This window comes from Apolloniradiicaulis salifontis (assembly GCF_053756655.1).
On sequence record NZ_CM132387.1, the window covers coordinates 2,219,410 to 2,239,145 of the forward strand.

A 19,736-nucleotide genomic window follows, 5' to 3' on the forward strand; every position below is an offset into this window, starting at 1 on the left:
CTCTCAAAGCCCCCTAAGACGTCTCCGGGCGGGGGCCGCGCGGACGTTCCGACGCGATCTCCCGTCCGGTCACCAGATAATGGATGACCTCGGCGATATTCGTGGCGTGGTCGCCGATGCGTTCCAGATTCTTCGCCACGAAAAGAAGGTGCGCCCCGGGCCCGATCATCTGGCTATCGTCGGCCATGGCCTGAACCAGCTCACGAAACAGGGCGTTGTAGTGTTCGTCCACATCGTCGTCGCGCTCCCACACGCCCACCGCCCGGCTGGTTTCGCCGGTGGCGTAGGCGTCGAGCACCTGATGGAGATGGCTGAGCACCAGCTTGCCCATCCGGTCCACCGATCCGGCGAACGCGGTGGGCTCGCTTTCGTTCAGGGTCGGCACGCGCCGGGCGATGGATTTGGCCAGATCCCCGACGCGTTCAAGATCGGCGACGATCTTCAGCGCCGCGATGCACACGCGCAAATCCTGGGCGATGGGCTGGCGCAGGGCGAGCAGGCGGATGATCTTCTTCTCGATATCGCGCTGCATGTCGTCCACCTGGACGTCACGCGCCACCACCTCGCCGGCGAGATCGCCGTCACGGGTCGTGGCCGCTTCGATGGCGTCGGCCACCATGGCTTCGGCCATGCCGCCCATGGCGGACACGTCCGCGGAGAGCTGTTCCAGCTCTTCGGAGAAGGCCTTGACGATGTGCGGCGCCTTGACCGGTCCGGTCATCTGCTTCGCCTTTCACGCCCCGAAAGGGATACGCGCTTCGAGGGGGCTCACCCGAAGCGTCCGGTAATATAATCCTGAGTCCGCTGGTCGCGGGGATTTGTGAAGATCTCTTCGGTGGGCCCGTATTCCACCAGCGATCCCAGGTGGAAGAAGGCGGTCATCTGGCTCACGCGCGCGGCCTGGGCCATGGAGTGGGTGACGATGATCAGCGCGTAGTTCTCGCGCAGCTCGTCGATCAATTCCTCCACCCGCGCCGTGGCGATGGGGTCCAGCGCCGAGCACGGCTCGTCCATGAGGATCACTTCGGGATTGACCGCAATGGCGCGCGCGATGACCAGGCGCTGCTGCTGGCCGCCGGAGAGCGAGGTGCCCGGCGCGTTCAGCCGGTCGGCCACCTCGGCCCACAGGCCGGCCTTCTTCAGGCTGGTCTCCACGATCTGGTCGAGCTCGTCGCGGTTGGCGGCCAGGCCGTGAATGCGCGGGCCGTAGGCGATGTTCTCATAGATCGTCTTGGGAAACGGGTTGGGTTTCTGGAACACCATGCCCACGCGCGCCCGCAACACCACCGGATCGACGGCGCGGTCATTGACCTCCTGGCCGTCGATGCGGATCGAGCCGGTCACGCGCGCATTGTCGATGGTGTCGTTCATGCGGTTGATGCAGCGCAGGAAGGTGGACTTGCCGCACCCCGAAGGCCCGATGCAGGCGGTCACCGACCGGTCGGGAATCTCCATCCCCACCTTGTAAAGCGCCGCCTTGCCGCCATAGGTCACGGCGACGTCCTTCACCGAGACCTTCACCGTCTGTCCCGCCGGCGCGGGGTGATAGACGGTGGCGGCCGGCGTCTCGAGGGCGTCGCTGTCCAGATTGGCGTCGTATCTCACTACCATCTCCGTTCGAAGCGGCGGCGCAGATAGATCGCGACCGCATTGAAAAGGATCATCACGAATAGAAGGATCAGGATCGCCGCCGCCGTGCGCGCCTCGAACGCGCGCTCGGCGCCGCTGGACCACAGGAAGATCTGTACCGGCATCACGGTCGCCGGCTCGGTGAAGCCGGACAGGCTAAGGCTCGGAGGATCGGCGATGAAGGCCACCATGCCGATCATCAGAAGCGGCGCCGTCTCGCCCAGCGCCTGGGCCAGGCCGATGATGGAGCCAGTGAGAATCCCGGGCGCGGCCAGGGGTAGAACGTGGTGGAACACCGCCTGGGTCTTGGACGCGCCCACCCCCAGCGCCGCCTCGCGGATGGAAGGCGGCACGGCTTTCAGCGCCGCGCGCGAGGCGATGATCACCGTGGGCAGCGTCATCAGGGCGAGCACCATGCCGCCCACCAGCGGCGCTGAGCGCGGCAGGCCGAACAGATTGATGAACACGGCAAGGCCCAGCAGGCCGAACACAATCGAGGGTACGGCGGCCAGATTGTTGATGTTCACCTCGATGAAGTCCGTGAACCTGTTCTTCGGCGCGAATTCTTCCAGATAGATCGCCGCGCCCACCCCGATGGGAACCGCCAGGAACATGGTCACGATCATAGTCAGGATCGAACCGATGAGCGCGCCCAGGATGCCTGCGAGCTCCGGCTCGCGGCTGTCGGCGCTGGTGAAGAGCCAGTGATTGAAGCCGTTCTCGATCAGGCCGCGCGCCTCCAGCGTGCGGGTCCAGGCGATCTGGCGATCGGTGATCAGGCGCGCCGCAGGCGGAGTTTCCAGCTCCCATAGCGTCCAGTCGCTCACCGGTCCGGTGAGCGCGGCGTCCGGCGCCACGATCACCGAGGCGCGCGCGGAGGCTGCGCCGGGCGCGATCTGCTCCACCGCAAAGACGCCGCCGGCCGCGCGCACCAGAAGGCTCGGCGTCTGGGGGCTCAGCATCAGGCCGGTCGTCCCGTAGGCGCGAGATTCCAGCGTGGCGGCGAAGACGCGGGATCGCTCTGCTTCGGCCAGCAGGATCTCGCGCTCGTCGGCGTCGATGAGCGTCGCCGCCTCGGCCTCTGCGGCGGCGGCGCGGGCCAGCGCGGTGTCGATGCGCGCCCCGGCGACTTGGCGCACGTTGTCGGCGAAATCGCCAAACACCGCCGCGTCCGCGGACAGGCGGGCGCCGCCGTCTTCAAGCACGATGGAGAGTGGGGCTGGACCGCGCCGCAGCGTCTCTTCCACCGTGGCGCCCTTGAGATAGAGATCTGCGTCGTCGCCCAGCGGCAGGGTGAAGTCCACCGTTGCGCCCACAAGGCCCGGATCATCGACCACGGTGTTGAGCAGACGCGCCGCATTGACTGCGCTGTAAAGACCGAACAGCTCACGCAGGGCCGGACGATCCTCCGCGCCGGGAAATTGCTGGCGCAGGGCGTTCTGTATGGCCGTGTTGTACTGACCCGCGCGCAGGCTCGCTTCGCTGGAATCGCCGGCCGGATCAACCAGTCCCGCCTCCAGCGTCACCGGCAGGGTGAGGCGGTGCGCGGAAAACGCCGTGACCGACTGGCCGATGATGGAGATCAAAAGAAGCGCGAGGAAACCCACGGCCACCGCGATCGCAGCGAGGCCGTAGAACTGGAACCGCTTTTCGGCGCGATGGCGCTTGGCCAGCCGCGCCTCCACGGCGTCGCGGATGGAGCGGGCGTCTCTACTCATAGCGTTCACGGAAGCGTTGCACCACGCTGAGCGCGATGATGTTCAGGATCAGCGTCAGGCCGAACAGGACCAGGCCCAGCGCGAAGGCGGACAGGGTCTTGGAGCTGTCGAACTCCTGGTCGCCGGTGAGCAGCATGACGATCTGCACGGTGATGGTGGTGACGCTCTCCAGCGGATTGGCGGTGAGGTTCGCGCCCTGGCCGGCGGCCATGACCACGATCATGGTCTCGCCCACCGCCCGGCTGACGGCCAGCAGCACCGCGCCGACAATGCCCGGCAGCGCCGCCGGCAAAAGCACCCGGCGCACGGTCTCCGACTTGGTGGCGCCCATGGCGTAGGAGCCGTCGCGCAGCGATTGGGGCACGGCGTTGATGACGTCGTCCGACAAAGAGGAGACAAAGGGGATGATCATCACCCCCATCACCAGGCCCGCCGACAGCGCGCTCTGGGTCACCGCGTCTTCATAGCCCAGAAACAGCGCCACATCGCGCAGGAACGGCCCCACCGTCAAAAGGGCGAAAAAGCCGTAGACCACGGTGGGCACGCCGGCGAGAATCTCCAGCATGGGCTTGGCCCAGGCGCGAAAGCGCGGACCGGCGTATTCAGACAGGTATATCGCGGCGAACAGGCCCACCGGCACCGCGACCGACATGGCGATCAGGGTGATTAGCGCCGTACCGGCGAACAGGGGCACCGCCCCGAACGCTCCCGACTGGCCCACCTGATCGGCGCGGATCGCGGTCTGCGGGCTCCACTGGGTGCCGAACAGGAACTCGTGGACCAGCCAGTCGATGGAGGCGAAGAAGCGGATCGATTCAAACAGAAGCGAGAAGATGATCCCCAGCGTGGTGAGGATCGCGATCCCCGACGCCAGCGCCAGAACCGCGCCCAGCGCGCCCTCCACCCGGTTGCGGGCGCGAAAGCCGGCATGGACGCGCGAGCGGCCCCAGGTCAGGCCCGCCACCGCGATGGCGGCGGCCGCCGCCGCGATGGACCAGCGGAAGATATCCTCCCACGGGCGCAGGGCGCGGGCCGCGGCGCGCAGGGGAAGCGTGTCCCGGCTGGCGAGGCCTTCGTTGAAGGCGATGGCGCGCGCATCGGCCAGGAACAGCTCGCGCTCCTCCGCCGGCGCACGCCAGTATTCAAAGCCCGCCCGGGCGCGATAGCCCGCCTCGGTGCGCGGCGCGCGCGCGGCGGTGGAGGCGGCCACGGCGTCGCGGCGTTCTGTGATGGCGGCGTTCAGCCGGTTTCGCGCATCGGTGGCTGCAGCCAGCTCGCGCGCCCAGCGCCCGGTGTCGCCGCCTTCAGACCGGGCGCGCGCCAGTTCGTCTCGGGCGGCGCGCATCTCGGCGGCGGCCTGGTTCGCTTCATCAAGGCGCACCTGCAGCTGGGGATCGTCCGCCAGCGCCGCTTCATAGGCGCGCACCAGCGGCGCCGCCTCGCGCTCCAGCGCCGACATGGTGACGCCGTTTACAAGGCCCGCGCCCAGCACCGAATACACACACCAGCAAGAGCGCCGGCGCGCCGGTCCACAGGGCGATATAGTATCCATAGTAATTCGGCAGCGAATGCAGCGACGCCGGCGCCCCGCCCGCCGCTGACACAGCCCGGCGCCGTCCGACCAGAAAGCCGAATGCGGTCAGGACCAGAAGCGTCAGCGTCACAAGGACGGAAAGCTGCATCAAAGCACTCTATCGGCGCCCTCGCCCGGCGGTCGGATGCGGGCGGGCGCTCTCGGCTGAATTGGTGGGCGAACATGGGTGCGATCAGTCAATTGAATATGACAGTCGCACAACGGTTTTATGACAACGTCAACGGTGCTTGTGGAGCGCGCTATTCGGCGGCGTCGCCGGGGACGGCCGGCAGCCTGTCGGGCGGGCGGATTTCGCTGCGCGGCGCGATGACCGGGAAGAAGACCGTGAAAACCGAGCCCTTGCCCGGCGCGCTTTCTACAGTGAAGCCGCCGCGGTGACGGCTGACGATGTGCTTGACGATCGCCAGCCCCAGACCGGTGCCCGAGGTGGGGCCGCTTTTCTGACCGTCGACGCGGAAGAAGCGCTCCGACAGACGCGGCAGATAGCGACGCTGGATGCCGGCGCCCTTGTCGATGACCCGCACCACGCCGTATCGCGCATCGGGATCAAGGGCCGGCGCCGCGATGGTCAGACGCCCCGATTCAGGATCCAGGCGCTCCGGCAGATGCTCGGAGCCGTCGCGGGTGCGGGCGTAATGGACGCACAGGCTGATCGTCGCGTCGTCGCCGGAATACTTCACGGCGTTCTCCACGAGATTTTCCACCACCTCGTAGATCTGGTCGCGATCGCCCTTCACCGAGGCGTCGCCGTCATGGAGATCGAGGGTCAGGGTCAGGCCGCGCGCCTCGATGACCGGATGCAGCGCCTCGGCCACCTCGCCCACAAGCTGGTTGAGGTCCACTGCGCCTGTGGGCGCCATGTGCTCGTTCATCTCCACGCGCGACAGCGACAACAGATCGTCGATCAGCCGGCGCATGCGCTCGGTCTGGACGCGCATGATGGTGAGGAAGCGGTCGCGCGCCTCTTCATCATCGCGGGCCGGGCCGGTGAGCGTCTCGATGAAGCCCGACAGCGAAGCCAGCGGGGTGCGCAGCTCGTGGCTGGCGTTGGCGAGGAAGTCGGCGCGCATGCGCTCGGCGCGCTTGGAGCTGGTGTCGTCGGACAGAACCAGCATGGCGCGAAAAGGCATGGGACCCGTCACCGGCAGGCGGATCGGCTCCACGAAGGCGCGCACATGGCTCTCCAGCGGCGCCAGGGTGGAATACTCCACCGTGGCGCCTTTCTCTCCGCGCAGCGCCGCGCTCACCGCTTCCAGAACCCGCGGCTGGCGCAGCACGGTGGACAGCAGGCCCCGCTCCGCGCCCAGCCCCAGAAAGGCCCGCGCGGCCGGATTGGCGCGCTCGATTCGCCCACCCGGACCGATCAGCAGCACCGGTATGGACAGGCGCTCCAGCATCGCTTCGCTGGCCTCACCCTCCACATCGCGCGTGGCGAGCGCCGCGCTGGGCCGCGGCGCGGGTTCGGTGGCGCTCAGGGCGGTGAAATAATACACTGCGGCAAGGGCCGAGACGGCCAGGGCGCTGGCGAAGAACGCCGTCGCGGACAGCTCTCCCGACAGGCCGAGCACGGCCAGCACCGCCACGCCAAGCCCGGCGGTCAGAGCAATGTCGCGCCGGCGCGGACGGTCAGCGGCAGCGGATTTCGATGCACGTCTCAAATCGGCCATTCACCTTTGATACCACACGATTGTGACACTGCGCAGACCACAATGTGCACCGCCGCCTGGCCAGGCCAGGCCGGACCCCGACCCGGCCGCGCACACCTATGCAGGACGCGCAACACCCCGAAGCAAAAAAGGGCTATTCGCCAGGCGCCGTGCTGCATCCAGTCACCGGCCGGGGTGCATCTGGTCATGAAACCCGCGCCGCCCCGCCACGCCGCCCGCAACATTACGGCTAGCCAAACGTTGGATGAATTTTTCGTAATTCGAGAAATATTTGTCGTTTTTCGATAAACTTTGATTGACTTTCGCGAAGCCCTGCTTAGGGTGCCGATTGTCACGCAGACCCCACCAAGCCCTTAGGAGGCTGATTTGCTTCGCGCCTTTCCGCCCGCCCTCGCCGCTCTTGCTCTCGCCGCCTGCGCGGGCGGGCCGGACTATGATCTTTCGGCTCCGGTCGCCGCGCGCGACTCCTACGCGGCTTCGCCCCAGGCGTTCGCCCCGGCCAGTGACGACTGGATCGCCGCGTTCGACGACGCCCGGCTGACCGAGCTCGTGGATCTGGCGCTTCAGCGCAATCCCAGTGTCGAAATCGCCCGCGCCGGGCTCGACGCGGCGCGCGCCCAGGCCCGCATCGCCGGCTCCGGCCGGCTGCCCACCCTGGACGCCAGCCTGCGCGCCAGCGAAAGCGACGGCGGGGTCCAGTCCGGCTCGAATTTTTCGCTGGGTGCTGAAGCGGGCTGGCAGGCCGATGTCTGGGGCCGGCTCTCCGATCAGGCCCGCGCCGGCTATCTCAACGCTGAAGCCGCTGAAGCCGACTGGAACGGCGCCCGCCTGTCCATCGCCGCGGCCACCGCCCGCGCCTGGTATTCGCTGGCCGAAAGCGCGCTGCAGACTGCGCTGTCCCAGCGCGATGTCGACACCCGCGAGCGCCAGTTGAACATCGTCGAGCGGCGTTTCCAGCGCGGCGTCTCGCGCTCCTCCGACGTGCGCACCGCGCGCTCGGCCCTGGCGTCCAGTCGCGCGGCCCTGGCCTCGCGCGAACGCACAGAGGCGGCCGCGGCCCGGCGTCTGGAAATCCTGATTGCGGAGTATCCCGCCAACGCCCTGGCCGCCGCCGGCGCCCTGCCGCAGCTCAGCGCCCTGCCCGATCCGGGGACGCCGGAAAGTCTGCTCACACGCCGTCCCGACATCGTCGCCGCCGAAGCGCGCCTTGAAGCCGCCGGCTTCTCCGCCGACGCGGCGCGCAAGGCGCTGTATCCCGGGCTCTCGCTCTCCGCCTCGCTCAGCGACAGCGGGCGCAATCTGGAAGACGTGCTGGATTTTGATGATCTGGTGAGCCAGGTCGCCGCCTCCATCCTGGCGCCGGTCTTCCGCGGCGGTCAGCTGCGCGCCCAGCGCGACCAGGCCCAGGCCCAAGCGCGCCAGCAGGCCGCGCGCTATGTGGACACCGTGCTCACCGCCCTGCGCGAAGCCGAAGACGCCATCGACGCGGACATGCGCCTTGATCAGCGCGTGGTCGCGCTGGCCGAAGCCGTCACCGAGGGCGAAGCCGCCCTCGAGCTGGTGGAGCGCCAGTACGCCTCCGGCGTGGCCACGATTTTTGAACTCATCGACGCCCAGACCCGCCTGATCAACGCCGACAGCCAGCTCATCGCGGCGCGCGCGGCGCGGGTGGACAACCGCATCGGCCTTCACCTTGCCGTGGCGGGCGATTTTCAGGCCGGCGGCGGCTACGCCCCGGCGCTCGACGACTAGACACCAAACGCCGGGCGCGAAGACCCGGGTTTTTTTAACGGATATACAAGAGGTTGGTCATGAACAAGCCGGTCGGAATCATACTCGCGATAGGAGCGCCGATAGGTCTGGTCCTCCTGTTCACGCTCGCCTACATCACGCTCTTCGCCACCCGGCCGACGCCGGAGGAGACCGAAACGGTCAGCCGTCCGGCGGCGGTCTTCTTCGCCACGGCTGAGGCCGAGCCGGTGCGGCTCAGCGTCAACACCCAGGGCGAAGTGCGCCCCACCATCGAGATCGACCTCACCGCCCAGGTCTCCGGGCGCATCGCCTACGTCAATCCGGCCTTCGTGGAGGGCGGGTTCTTTGAAGCGAATGAAGTGCTGGTCCAGCTTGAAGACGCCGATTATCGCCTGGCGGTGACCCGGGCCGAAGCCCAGGTGGCCCAGATGCGCCAGATGCTGGTGCGCGAGGAGGCCGAAGCCGAGCTGGCGAGAGAGGAATGGGACGCTCTGGGCGAAGGCGAAGCCAGCCCGCTGACCCTGCGCCAGCCGCAAATGGCTGAAGCCCAGGCCCGCCTCGCGGGCGCGCAGGCGAGCCTCGCCGAAGCGCGCCTGAACCTGTCGCGCACCCGCATCTCGGCGCCGTTCTCGGGCCGTGTGCGCAGCAAGGCCGCCGATCTGGGCCAGTTCGTGGGCCCGGGCGCGCGTCTGGGCCGGGTGTTCTCCACCGACACCGCCGAAATCAGCCTGCCCTTGAGCGATCGCGAGCTGTCCCTGTTGGGCATGCCGCTGGCGTTCGAGGCCGCAGGCCCCGGTGAGGGCCCGCCGGTGCGGCTTTCGGCGGTGGTGTCCGGCGAGCGGCGCATCTGGGACGCCTATATCGTGCGCACCGCCAGCGCCATCGATCCCCAGACCCGCACCCTGCAAGCCATCGTCCAGGTCGAAGATCCCTACGGCGCCGCAGCGCTCGCGGCCGGCGCGCCGCTGGTCATGGGCCTGTTCGTGGAGGCGCTTATCGAGGGCCGCAACGTGGAGACCGCGTTTTCGCTTCCGCGCAGCGCCCTTCGCGGCGCCGACGAGGCCTATGTGATCCGCGACGACAACACGCTGGACATCCGCCGCGTCACCGTCGCCGACACCAGCTCGGAGCGCGTCGTGATCACCGCAGGCCTGGAGGGCGGGGACAGAGTGATCACCTCGCCCTTGCGCGCCGCCGCCACCGGCATGTCGGTCACGCCGCTCAATCCCGACGGCGAGCCCATCGAACCCGAAGGCGAACCGTCGGACGCGACCCAGTCTGACTCCGTCGTGGCCGCAGACGCCGGCGCTTCGCGCTAGGCCCTGAAATTCAAGGAGAGCGTCCCATGGTGGAACGTCACGACGAACAGACCCACACCGGCTTTCTGGCCTGGTGGGCGCGCAATTCGGTCGCCGCGAACCTTCTGATGATCATCGCCGTCATCGGCGGAATCATCGGCTTCACCTCGATGCAGCGCGAGAACAACCCGGCCGCGGTCTTCCCCGGCGCCTCGATCTCCGTGAGCTGGCCCGGCGCCAGCCCCCGCGACGTGGAGGAGCAGATCATCGTGCGCATCGAGGAGGCCCTGTCCGATCTTGACGGGGTGGATGAACTGACCGCCATCGCCCGCGAAGGCTCCGGCTCGGTCTTCGTCTCCGGTCAACCGAACCAGGACGCCGCCGAGTTCATTGACGAGATCAAGCTGCGCGTGGACTCCGTCAACAATCTGCCGCGCGACAGCTACCGGCCCATGGTCAATCGCTGGCAGAATTCCGAGCAGGTGGCCGGCTTCGCCCTCCACGGCCAGGTCGACCGGCGCGAGTTGCAGCGCCTTGGCCGGGAGATCCGCGACGAGATCTCCTCCACCGTCCCTGAGGCCACGCTGGTGGAAGTGGACGCGGTGCTGGGCGAGGAGGTCTCAATCGAGGTCAGCGAAGAAAGCATGCGCCGCTATGGCGTGACGTTCTCGGAGATCTCGCGTGCCATCTCCAACGCCTCCATCAATGCGTCAGCCGGCTCGGTGCGCACCGATCTGGGCGATGTGCGCATCACCTCGCGCCAGCTGGCCGACACCGCCGAAGAGTTTGAAAACATCGTCCTGCGCCAGACTTCCGAGGGCGGCGTGGTGCGGGTGGGCGACGTGGCGCGCGTCATCGACGGTCTCTCCGACGCCAATCTGAACGCCACCTTCAACGGCGAGCCCATGGTGCTGATTTCGATCCGCTCCACCGGCAATTCGGACATCGTGACCTTGTCGCAGGGCCTGCAGGCCTACGCCGAGCGCAAGAACCAGGAACTGCCCGAAACGGTGCGATTGTCCGAATGGTGGGACGGCGCCGACCAGTACAACTCCCAGCTCACCGTGATCGGCAGTTCGGCCCTGATCGGTCTGGTGCTGGTGCTGGCGGTGCTGATCCTGTTCCTGCGTCCCATCGTGGCGTTCTGGGTGACGGTGGGCATCGCCACCGCCTTCGCCGGCGCCTTCCTGATCCTGCCCTTCCTGGGCGTGACGCTGAACTTCCTGTCCCTGTTCGCCTTCCTCATCGTAATCGGGGTGATCGTGGACGATGCGATCATTGTCGGCGAAAACATCCACAACAGGACCGAGCGCGGCGAGACCGGACTCACGGCCGCCGTGGTGGGCGTGCAGATGGTGGCCAAGCCGGTCGTTTTTGCGGTGATCACCACGATGATGGCGTTCGGCCCCTGGATGCTCCTGTCCGGGCCGGAGCGTCAGTTCACCAGCCAGATCTCGCTGGTGGTCTGCGCGGCGCTGTTCTTCTCGCTGGTCGAGGCGCTCCTGATTCTTCCGGCGCACCTGGCGCACCTGAAGCCGCCGCGCGAGACCGGCTTTTTCGCGCCGCTGCTGCGCCTGCAGGGCCGGATCGCCGACAGCCTGACCACGTTCTCGCGCAAGGTTTACGGACCGAGCCTGGAGATGGCGATCCGCCTGCGATACGCCACGCTGACGCTCTTCGTCGGCCTGTTTGTTCTGGCCATCGTGCTGATGGCCAGCGGCCGGGTACCCATGCGCTTCATGCCGGAGATCGAATCCGACATGATCCGGGTGAGCATCCAGCTGGCCGAAGGCACGCCCTGGAGCCGCACGAGCGCAATCCGCGACCGGCTCGACAGCGTCGAAGCCCAGGTGCAGGCCCACTATCGCGAGGAATTCGACGGCGAGGAGATGATCCTGTCGCGCGCCACCATGGCGTTCGACGGCTCGGTGCGGGCCTGGATCACCATCGCCCCGCCGGAAAGCCGGCCGGGCCTGACCCCGACGGCGGACGTGGCCCAGCGCCTGCGCGATGCGCTTGGCCCGGTGCCGGACGCGGAGGAGATCCGTTTTGACGCGACGTTGAACCAGACCGGGCCGGAGATTCAGTTCGCGCTCAATCATCCGGATCTGGAAATCCTGCGCGCCGCCGCCGCCGAGCTGAAAGAGCAATTGCGCAGCTATGAGACCACCTATGACGTGGTGGACAATCTGCAGGCCTCCGCCGACGAGGTGCGCCTGGCCCTGCGGCCCGACGCCCAGGCTCTGGGCCTTAACCTGGCCGACGTCACCAGCCAGGTGCGGCAGGCCTTTTACGGCCTGGAGGTCCAGCGCCTGCCGCGCAACGGCGAGGACGTGCGCGTCATGGTGCGCTATCCCCGCGAGGCGCGTGAGGATCTGGACGCCATCAATAATCTGCGGATCCGCACAGCAGACGGCCGCGAAGTGCCTCTGGCCGCAGTGGCCGAGGTGAGCTTCGCGCCCGGCATCGACAGGATCCGGCGGCGCGAGCGCCAGCGCACCGTGTCGGTCAGCGCCGAGCTCAGCGATCCGGACGTGGCCGGCGAGATTCGCCGCGAACTGGAGGCCGATTTCTTCCCGCAATGGAAGGAGCGCTATCCGGGCCTGACCACCGGGGCCATTGGCGGGGCGCAGGACGAGCAGGAGTTCATGAGTGAAATCATGGGCCTGCAGCTGATCATGATCGGGCTGATGTACGCCCTGCTCGCGGTCGCCTTCCGGTCCTACGCCCAGCCCTTGCTGATCATGACCGCCATCCCCTTCGCCTTCGCAGGCGCGGTGTTCGGGCACATGATCATGGGCACGCCCATGGCGCTGTTCTCCTTCTTCGGGATCGGGGCCGCGGCGGGGATCGTGATCAACGACAACCTGGTCCTTGTGGACTTCGTCAATCGCCTGCGCGAGCGCGGCGTGGGGGCGATGCAGGCGCTGGTGGACGCCGGCGTGCAGCGCTTCCGCCCGATTCTCCTGACCACGGTGACCACCTTCCTGGGCGTGATGCCGATGATCGCGGAACGCTCCACCGCGGCGCAATTCCTCAAGCCCATGGTGATCGCGCTGGGGTTTGCGGTGATCTTCGCGCTGTTCCTGACGCTGTTCCTGGTGCCCTCGCTCTACGCCATCGGGGTGGACATGAAGCGGACGGCCATAAACCTGTTCACCGGCCGCAAGCTGGGCGGGATCGGAACCGACTATGTCGGCTCCGACCATCAGGGCGGCGTCGATGTGGGCCATACCGCCGAAGAGGACGAGGCGGCCCGCAAGGCTCGTGAGGATCAGCGCGGAGACAGCCGAGGCGGTCCCGCTCCGGCTCCGGCTGAATGAGTCTTATGTCCACACTGAAAAAAATGTAATTTGCGCCAGCGGGGCGGACCGAGGACGGTCCGCCCCGGATCAATCAAGACGGGGAATTTAATGAAACGCATCCTTCTGCTCGCGGCTTCGGCCCTTGTGCTCGGCGCCTGCTCGCCGAGCGGTCCGGACGCCGGGTCCACCGGGTCATCCAGCACCAGCACCTCGCCCGACACCGCGCAAACCGAGACCGCCCAAGCCGCCGCGCCGCGATTCGGCAGTTTCGGCTTCGACGTCGCCGGTATGGACCCGGACGCCACCGCAGGGGACGATTTTGATCGCTTCGCCAACGGCGCGTGGCTTGACGCCACCGAAATCCCGTCCGACCGCTCGCGCTACGGCATGTTCACGCTGCTCTCCGAAGAAGCCGAAGAGCAGGTCCAGGCGATCATCGACGACGCCGCCGCCGAAGCCGGAGCGCCTGGGTCGAACGCTCAACTCGTGGGCGATCTCTACGCCAGCTGGATGAACGCCGACGCCATCGAGGCCGCCGGTCTCGAGCCGGCCCGGCCCTATCTGGCTGAAATCGACGCCATCGACAGCCATGACGACGCGGCGGCCCTGTTCGCCACGATCCACCAGAACAGCCCCTACGGCTTCGCCGTGTGGGCCGATCCGGCCAATCCGGACGTCAACGCCCTTCGCCTGTTCCAGGGCGGGCTCGGCATGCCGGAGCGCAGCTATTACCTCGACGACTCCGAACGCTTTGCGGCCTACCGCACCGCCTATCTCGCCTATATCAACCAGATCTTCGATCTGGCCGGGCTGGAGTACGGCGAGGATGCGGCCGAGGCGATCCTGGCGTTCGAAACCGCCATTGCTGAGGCCCACTGGACCCGCGAGCGTTCGCGCCAGGTCACCGAAACCTACAACGTGATGACCGTGGCGGAGATCGACGCGCTGGCCCCGGCGTTCAATCTGCCCGAAGGCATGGCTGCGCTGGGCCTCGACGTGGACGAGCTGATCGTGGTGCAGCCCAGCGCCGTGGAAGGCGCGGCGGCGGCCTTCGCCGACACCGACATCGAAACCGTCAAGGCGTGGATGGCGTTTCACTTCTTGTCCGACCGGGCGAGCTGGCTGCCGGCGGCCTTTGACGAGGCGAGATTCGACTTCTTCAACCGCACCCTGAGCGGCCAGGCCGAGCAGCGCAGCCGCGACAAGCGCGGCGTGCAGCTGGTGGGTGGCGCGCTGGGACACGCCGTGGGTCAGATCTACGTGGAGCGTCACTTCCCGCCGAGCTCGAAAGAGCAGATGGACGGCCTGGTGCAGAGCCTCACCACCGCCTTCCAAGGCCGGCTGGAGCAACTGGACTGGATGGATGCGGAAACCCGCGAGCGGGCCCTGCGCAAGCTCTCCACCTTCGAGCCGCGCATCGGCTATCCGGAAATCTGGGACGAGTATGACGGGCTGGAAATCAGCGCCGACGCATACTTCGCCAACCGCATCGCCATGAGTGAATTCAGCTGGGCGGAGACGCTGGAGGATCTCGCCTCTCCGGTGGACCCGCGTGAATGGGGCTGGCCGCCGCAGATCGTCAACGCCAGCTATTCGCCGCTGCAGAACCAGATCACCTTCCCTGCGGGCATCCTGCAGGCGCCCTTCTTTGATCCGAACGCCGATCCAGCGGTCAATTACGGCGCCATTGGCGGCGTCATCGGCCACGAGATCGGCCACGGCTTCGACGATCAGGGCCGGCGCTACGATTATGACGGCACGCTCAACGATTGGTGGACCGAAGAGACGAACACCCGCTTCGTGGAGCGCTCCACGCGGCTTGGCGAGCAGTATGACACCTTCTGCCCCATCGACGACATGTGCGTGAACGGCCGCCTGGCCATGGGCGAGAATATCGGCGATCTGGGCGGTTTGCAGATGGCCTACACCGCCTGGCGCCAGTACGTGGACGCCAATTATGACGGCGAGGCGCCGGTGATCGACGGCTTCACCGGCGACCAGCGCTTCTTCCTGGCCTGGGCCCAGGTCTGGCGCAACAAATACACCGACGACGCCCTGCGCTCGCAGCTGGTGAACGGACCGCACTCGCCGCCGCAATATCGCATCAACGGCGTCGTGCGGAACCTGGACGCCTGGTACGACGCGTTCGGCGTCACCGAAGAGCATGAGCTCTACCTGCCGCCGGAACAGCGCGTGCGCATCTGGTAGGCTTCGGCCGCATCTGGCGAAGAGCCCGGCGCGAGACCTCGCGCCGGGCTTTTTGTATTCACGGCGACGCGCAAAGCGCGCTTATCCCGCCTTGTCGCCGGCGGACCGCTCTGCAACGCCCAGCGCGTCGGCCAGGCGCGCCTGCGCCGAGCCGGGGCGTTTGGGTTTCGGCTGATCTGGATGGGGCGCCCAGCCGGCGAAATGGATGATCTCGAAGGTGGCGGGGATTTTCCCGTCTTCCTGGGCGAAGGCTTCAGAATAGGCCTGCGCGGTCTTGACGAACAGCGCCCTGGTTCCAGGCGTTCGCGGGCGATCGGTGAGCACGCTGGTCTCGCCCATCTTGCGCAGATCGCGCATGAGCACGAAGGCGTTTCCATAACGCGCCGTCACCCGGTCCACATCAGAGACCGGCATGGCGAACCCGGCGCGCGACAACAGCCCGGCCATGTCGATGGCGTCAGCAAATGGCGACACCCGCGCCGCCGCCTCGCGGCCAAGGGCGGTCTCGGCCTCCTTCATGGACTGGCGCAGCTCGGTGAGCGTGGCGCCGCCGAAGATCGCGCCGGCCAGAAACCCGTCCGGCTTCAGCGCGTAATTGAGCTGGATCAGCGCGCCCACAACATCATTGGTCCAGTGAAGCGACAGGCAACACAGCACCAGATCCACGCTGCGCTCGGCGATAGGACTATATTCCTCGTCCAGCACAAGCCCTGCATGGCCCGACAATTTGACCATTCCCGGGGACGTATCGGCCTCGATCAGCGTGCCGATCTTCTTCGCCGCCGCCGGCCGGTTTTTCAGGGCGCGGCCCAGCGCGCCGCCCCCGCCGATCACCAGGCAGGTTTCAAAATCGCGGCTCACCGACTCCACCCGGTCAAGAAGCTCATCGGCGACTCGCGCATGGAGGAAGTCAAATGCTAGAAACTCTCCTGCGGCGCGATCCTTGCGCGCGCGGAGCAGCGCCCGGTCGAACAGGCGCGGCGGACCATCTTCAGGGGGCGGGGCGGGCTTTGCCGAGATCAAGTTCTTCGCCATGGGGCCGATATGGCCGGTTCGGGCTGGAAAGCAAAGCCCGTCGGGCGTTCAAGGTCATGGCCGATCTGATCTGGCCGCCGGTTTCGCCCCTGTCTGGCGAGCCGGTGGACCGGGCGGGCGCCCTTACCGGGGCGGATTTCGCAAAGCTGCATTTCATCGCCCGGCCCCTGTGCGAGCTGTGCGGCGCGCCCTTCGACTATCCCGCCTATGAAGGCATGGCCTGCGCGCCCTGCTCGGCCAAGGCGCCGATCTGGGGCAAGGCGCGCTCGGTGCTGGTCTATGACGACGCCAGCCGGAGCCTGGCGCTGACTCTCAAGCACGCCGGGCGCACCGACATGCTGGCCGCCTATGGCCGCTGGATGGCGAGGGCGGGCGCGGACCTGCTGAACGGCGCCGATGCGCTGATCCCGGTTCCGCTGCACGCCTCGCGGCTGCGCGCCCGGCGCTTCAACCAGTCGCTATTGCTGGCGCTCGCCGTCTCCAGGGTCAGCGGCGTGCCGGTGGACGCCCACGCCCTGGCGCGCACACGGCGCACCGGGACCCAAGGCGGGCTCAGCGCCAAAAGCCGCAAGCGCAATGTCGCCGGCGCGTTTTCGGTGCGCGCCAGGGCCAGGGCGCGGGTGAGCGGACGCAGCCTGGTGGTGATCGATGACGTGCACACCACCGGAGCCACGCTGTCGGCCTGTGTGCGGGCGCTGAAGCGATCGGGCGCCGCAAACGTGAACGCCCTGACCCTGGCGCGCGTTGTTAAACCGGTTTCAACGCTTAAATAATCTGTGATGATTGCAGCGCCAGACTCGCGCCGCCACCCTGCCGCCAATGACCCGAATCGACAAGGAGCCCCATTCATGGCCGCCGTCACCATCTATACCCGCCCCATGTGCCCCTACTGCGTACGCGCGGTGTCGCTTCTCAAAAAGAAGGGCGTGGATTTTGAAGAAATCGACGCCGGGTTCGACATGGGCAAGAAGAAAGAAATGATGGAGCGCGCCAACGGCGCACGCACTTTCCCGCAAATCTTCATCGGCGATGAGCATATCGGCGGCTGCGACGAGATGCTGTCGCTGGACCGGGCCGGCAAGCTGGATCCCATGCTGTCGGACGCCGCATGAGCAAGCTGAAGCTCGCCCTGGTGCAGATGCGCTCCGGGACCGACCCGGCGCGCAATATCGACGACGCCGAAGCGATGATCCGCGAGGCGGCGGCCAACGGCGCGCGCCTGATCGCCACGCCGGAAACCACCCATTTGATGCAGCGCGACACCGAGCAGCTCTTCGCCACGCTCTGCACGCCGGCGGAAGAGCCCGCCCTGGTGCGTTTTTCCGATCTGGCCGACGCGCTGAACGTGACGCTGGTGATCGGCTCGTTGGCGCTGAAAGGCGACGACGGCCGGGCGGTGAACCGCCAGCATGTGTTCGGGCCGGACGGGTCGCTTCTGGCGGTCTACGACAAGGCGCACATGTTCGATGTGCAGATCGGCCCCGGCGAGCATTACCGCGAAAGCGCCAACTACGCCCCCGGCGACAAGGCCGTGACGGTGAAGGCGGCGGGTACGATTCTGGGCCTTTCGGTCTGTTATGACGTGCGCTTCGCCTATCTCTACCGCAAGCTGGCGAAAGCCGGCGCGACGATCCTGACCGTGCCCAGCGCCTTCACCAAACCCACCGGCCGCGCCCACTGGGAGGTGCTGCTTCGCGCCCGCGCCATCGAGACGGGCAGCTTCGTCATCGCCCCCGCCCAGGGCGGCAAGCACGAGGACGGGCGCAAGACCTGGGGTCATTCGCTGGTCATCGGCCCCTGGGGCGAAGTGATCGCCGAGCTCGACAATGACGAGCCGGGCCTGCTCTACGCTGAAGTCGACCCGGACGACGCCAGGGAGGCCCGCGCGCGCATCCCGGCGCTCTCCGGCGACCGCGAGATCACCGGTCCATGATCCGCTACGCCCTCGTCTGCGAAGAGGAGCACGGCTTTGAGGCCTGGTTCTCCACCTCGGGCGATTATGACAATCAGGTCGAGCGCGGCTTGGTGGAATGCCCCCAGTGCGGCTCCACCGCGGTGAAAAAACAGATCATGGCGCCGGCGGTCTCCACCGCAAGGCGCAAGGAGGCGCGCCAGACGACGCTAGGCGGCGCCGGCAAGGACGGCGCCCAGGACCTCGCCGCCCTCGCGCGCAAGGTGCAGGCCCATATCCGGTCCAATTACGACTATGTGGGCGAGAACTTCGCGAAAGAGGCCCGCGCCATCCATGAGGGCGAAAAGCCCGAGCGCCTGATCTATGGCGAGACCACCCCGGCCGAGAGCGAAAAGCTCATGGAAGACGGCGTCCCCTGCGCGCCGCTGCCCGCCCCCTTCGCGCCGACGCCTGCGAAGAAAGCGAATTAGGCGCGCAGGCTCGCAAGCCAGGTCAATCAAGGCGTCATCATCCCTCATCCTGAGGAGTCTTTTTGCGGACGCAAAAAGCCTCGAAGGACGCACCGCGCTCGATCCTGCTTGTCCATCACGGCTCCCCCGGATCAAGTCCGGGCTCGCACCTCGCAGATAAGGGTGACAGGGATGCACGGGATGAGGGTAACGCGGGGCGGAGGGGGCGGCGCAAACCCGTAAAACCCTAAGGCCTCAACCCCGCCACCACATGGCGCTGCATCAGCGCCAGAGTCTCCTCATCGACGCGTTTGAGCCTTCGGGTGTCCAGATCCATCAGGCAGCCCACCGCCTCCATGGACCAGAGGCCCTTGCCGGTTTCGGGGTCGCAGACCCAGTGGGTGAGCGTGCGCACTTTGTCATTCACCTGTGAGATACCCGAGCGGATCACATAGCCTGCGCCCGCGGGCGGGAAGCGGCGGAAGATGAGGCGCGCCTCCAGCACCGCGCTGGCGGCGGTGAGCGGCGCGCCGGTGCGGTAGGCCGCCCATTGCTCGGCGAAGCCGCTCTGCAGATGAATCACCGAGCTGGAGATCTTGCCGAAGGCGAACTCAAGACGCATGCGGCCGAACACATCAGTTTCGTCCGGATTGATCATGCCCCGGCTCAGAAGCTCCAGACCCAGCGCGTCCGCCCGCTCCAGTGACAGCGTCTCAGGCGGGCCGGACGAGAGGGACCGTGTCTCGCACGCGGCGGGTTTTTCCATGCGCAGCGCCTCCAGCGCTGCGCGCGTGCGCTTTGCAAAGGCGAACACCGCGCCGGTGAGCGGGTCCACATGGTCCAGGCGCACGGTGAAGGCCGCTGCCGGCCCGTCCAGCGCGCATTGGTGGAGGATCAGGGCGGCGGTGAAGCCGGTCTCGTCATGGTCGATGACGCCGCCGCGCACCTCCAGCGGGACGCCGGGGCGGGCTTCGGCGAGGAAACGCACGCTCATCTCGCGCGCGATGAGCGTCGCGGCGGCGCCGGCGCGGACCGCGCCGCGCATGCCGATGATCTGGGAGAGCACGCCCATCGCCTCGGCCGCCTTGGCCAGGTAGAAGCGCACATTCATGTGCCCGAGCTCGTCGCACTCCCAGGCGTTCGCATTGCCGCGCCAGAGCAATTCCATG

General features: G+C 67.3%; 16 protein-coding genes. 8 read left to right on the forward strand and 8 right to left on the reverse strand.

Going from position 1 to position 19,736, the window contains the following annotated elements:
- Positions 1 to 13: 13 nt before the first annotated feature.
- The 6 genes from phoU to ACWCOP_RS10735 form a co-directional block, all read right to left on the reverse strand.
- Positions 14 to 721: a phosphate signaling complex protein PhoU gene (phoU, locus tag ACWCOP_RS10710; RefSeq protein WP_478248272.1), complete on the reverse strand. Its 708-nt coding sequence runs from the start codon at positions 719 to 721 to the stop codon at positions 14 to 16.
- 47 nt (positions 722 to 768) lie between these two features.
- Positions 769 to 1,611, reverse strand: coding sequence for a phosphate ABC transporter ATP-binding protein PstB (pstB, locus tag ACWCOP_RS10715; RefSeq protein ID WP_478248273.1), 843 nt, complete (start codon positions 1,609 to 1,611; stop codon positions 769 to 771).
- Positions 1,605 to 3,347 (reverse strand): phosphate ABC transporter permease PstA, encoded by a 1,743-nt coding sequence (gene pstA, locus ACWCOP_RS10720; RefSeq protein ID WP_478248274.1) that lies wholly within the window; start codon positions 3,345 to 3,347, stop codon positions 1,605 to 1,607. Before pstA ends, pstB begins: the two co-directional genes overlap by 7 nt.
- Positions 3,340 to 4,848 carry a phosphate ABC transporter permease subunit PstC gene (pstC, locus tag ACWCOP_RS10725; RefSeq protein WP_478248275.1) on the reverse strand — a complete coding sequence of 503 codons (1,509 nt, stop codon included), beginning with the start codon at positions 4,846 to 4,848 and terminating at the stop codon, positions 3,340 to 3,342. Before pstC ends, pstA begins: the two co-directional genes overlap by 8 nt.
- On the reverse strand, positions 4,760 to 5,029 hold the full coding sequence (locus ACWCOP_RS10730; protein ID WP_478248276.1) for a phosphate ABC transporter permease family protein: 270 nt from the start codon (positions 5,027 to 5,029) through the stop codon (positions 4,760 to 4,762). Before ACWCOP_RS10730 ends, pstC begins: the two co-directional genes overlap by 89 nt.
- Positions 5,030 to 5,180: 151 nt before the next feature.
- A complete protein-coding gene (locus ACWCOP_RS10735) occupies positions 5,181 to 6,608 on the reverse strand; it encodes a sensor histidine kinase (protein ID WP_478248277.1) in 1,428 nt (475 codons plus the stop codon).
- 366 nt (positions 6,609 to 6,974) lie between these two features.
- On the opposite strand from ACWCOP_RS10735, the gene ACWCOP_RS10740 reads away from it, so the two are divergent.
- From ACWCOP_RS10740 to ACWCOP_RS10755, 4 genes are all read left to right on the forward strand, one after another.
- The gene (locus tag ACWCOP_RS10740; protein ID WP_478248278.1) at positions 6,975 to 8,360 is read left to right on the forward strand and encodes an efflux transporter outer membrane subunit; all 1,386 of its coding nucleotides are present in this window, start codon (positions 6,975 to 6,977) and stop codon (positions 8,358 to 8,360) included.
- A gap of 59 nt (positions 8,361 to 8,419) precedes the next feature.
- On the forward strand, positions 8,420 to 9,679 hold the full coding sequence (locus tag ACWCOP_RS10745) for an efflux RND transporter periplasmic adaptor subunit (protein WP_478248279.1): 1,260 nt from the start codon (positions 8,420 to 8,422) through the stop codon (positions 9,677 to 9,679).
- 26 nt (positions 9,680 to 9,705) lie between these two features.
- A complete protein-coding gene (locus ACWCOP_RS10750; RefSeq protein ID WP_478248280.1) occupies positions 9,706 to 12,981 on the forward strand; it encodes an efflux RND transporter permease subunit in 3,276 nt (1,091 codons plus the stop codon).
- A gap of 90 nt (positions 12,982 to 13,071) precedes the next feature.
- Positions 13,072 to 15,171, forward strand: coding sequence for a M13 family metallopeptidase (locus tag ACWCOP_RS10755; RefSeq protein ID WP_478248281.1), 2,100 nt, complete (start codon positions 13,072 to 13,074; stop codon positions 15,169 to 15,171).
- A gap of 81 nt (positions 15,172 to 15,252) precedes the next feature.
- Here ACWCOP_RS10755 and ACWCOP_RS10760 read toward each other — a convergent pair whose 3' ends face one another.
- Complete coding sequence (locus ACWCOP_RS10760) at positions 15,253 to 16,206, reverse strand: methyltransferase domain-containing protein (protein WP_478248282.1); 954 nt, start codon at positions 16,204 to 16,206, stop codon at positions 15,253 to 15,255.
- 56 nt (positions 16,207 to 16,262) lie between these two features.
- On the opposite strand from ACWCOP_RS10760, the gene ACWCOP_RS10765 reads away from it, so the two are divergent.
- From ACWCOP_RS10765 to ACWCOP_RS10780, 4 genes are all read left to right on the forward strand, one after another.
- Positions 16,263 to 16,979, forward strand: a complete 717-nt coding sequence (locus ACWCOP_RS10765) for a ComF family protein (RefSeq protein WP_478248283.1) — start codon at positions 16,263 to 16,265, stop codon at positions 16,977 to 16,979.
- Between the two features lie 75 nt (positions 16,980 to 17,054).
- A complete protein-coding gene (grxC, locus tag ACWCOP_RS10770) occupies positions 17,055 to 17,318 on the forward strand; it encodes a glutaredoxin 3 (protein ID WP_478248284.1) in 264 nt (87 codons plus the stop codon).
- On the forward strand, positions 17,315 to 18,139 hold the full coding sequence (locus tag ACWCOP_RS10775; protein ID WP_478248285.1) for a carbon-nitrogen hydrolase family protein: 825 nt from the start codon (positions 17,315 to 17,317) through the stop codon (positions 18,137 to 18,139). The genes grxC and ACWCOP_RS10775 overlap by 4 nt, the downstream gene beginning before the upstream one ends.
- The gene (locus ACWCOP_RS10780; RefSeq protein WP_478248286.1) at positions 18,136 to 18,588 is read left to right on the forward strand and encodes a DUF1178 family protein; all 453 of its coding nucleotides are present in this window, start codon (positions 18,136 to 18,138) and stop codon (positions 18,586 to 18,588) included. The genes ACWCOP_RS10775 and ACWCOP_RS10780 overlap by 4 nt, the downstream gene beginning before the upstream one ends.
- Before the next feature lie 226 nt (positions 18,589 to 18,814).
- On the opposite strand, the gene ACWCOP_RS10785 is transcribed toward ACWCOP_RS10780, so the two are convergent.
- Positions 18,815 to 19,735, reverse strand: coding sequence for a thioesterase family protein (locus ACWCOP_RS10785; protein ID WP_478248287.1), 921 nt, complete (start codon positions 19,733 to 19,735; stop codon positions 18,815 to 18,817).
- Position 19,736 lies beyond the last annotated feature (1 nt).

Excerpts from the sequence above, each read along its gene's own strand:
- phoU (WP_478248272.1), bottom strand. The coding sequence starts at position 721 with ATGACCGGACCGGTCAAGGCGCCGCACATCGTCAAGGCCTTCTCCGAA.
- pstB (WP_478248273.1), bottom strand. The coding sequence starts at position 1,611 with ATGGTAGTGAGATACGACGCCAATCTGGACAGCGACGCCCTCGAGACG.
- pstA (WP_478248274.1), bottom strand. The coding sequence starts at position 3,347 with ATGAGTAGAGACGCCCGCTCCATCCGCGACGCCGTGGAGGCGCGGCTG.
- ACWCOP_RS10730 (WP_478248276.1), bottom strand. The coding sequence starts at position 5,029 with ATGCAGCTTTCCGTCCTTGTGACGCTGACGCTTCTGGTCCTGACCGCA.
- ACWCOP_RS10735 (WP_478248277.1), bottom strand. The coding sequence starts at position 6,608 with ATGGCCGATTTGAGACGTGCATCGAAATCCGCTGCCGCTGACCGTCCG.
- ACWCOP_RS10745 (WP_478248279.1), top strand. The coding sequence starts at position 8,420 with ATGAACAAGCCGGTCGGAATCATACTCGCGATAGGAGCGCCGATAGGT.
- ACWCOP_RS10750 (WP_478248280.1), top strand. The coding sequence starts at position 9,706 with ATGGTGGAACGTCACGACGAACAGACCCACACCGGCTTTCTGGCCTGG.
- ACWCOP_RS10755 (WP_478248281.1), top strand. The coding sequence starts at position 13,072 with ATGAAACGCATCCTTCTGCTCGCGGCTTCGGCCCTTGTGCTCGGCGCC.
- ACWCOP_RS10760 (WP_478248282.1), bottom strand. The coding sequence starts at position 16,206 with ATGGCGAAGAACTTGATCTCGGCAAAGCCCGCCCCGCCCCCTGAAGAT.
- ACWCOP_RS10765 (WP_478248283.1), top strand. The coding sequence starts at position 16,263 with ATGGCCGATCTGATCTGGCCGCCGGTTTCGCCCCTGTCTGGCGAGCCG.
- grxC (WP_478248284.1), top strand. The coding sequence starts at position 17,055 with ATGGCCGCCGTCACCATCTATACCCGCCCCATGTGCCCCTACTGCGTA.
- ACWCOP_RS10775 (WP_478248285.1), top strand. The coding sequence starts at position 17,315 with ATGAGCAAGCTGAAGCTCGCCCTGGTGCAGATGCGCTCCGGGACCGAC.
- ACWCOP_RS10780 (WP_478248286.1), top strand. The coding sequence starts at position 18,136 with ATGATCCGCTACGCCCTCGTCTGCGAAGAGGAGCACGGCTTTGAGGCC.
- ACWCOP_RS10785 (WP_478248287.1), bottom strand. The coding sequence starts at position 19,735 with ATGGAATTGCTCTGGCGCGGCAATGCGAACGCCTGGGAGTGCGACGAG.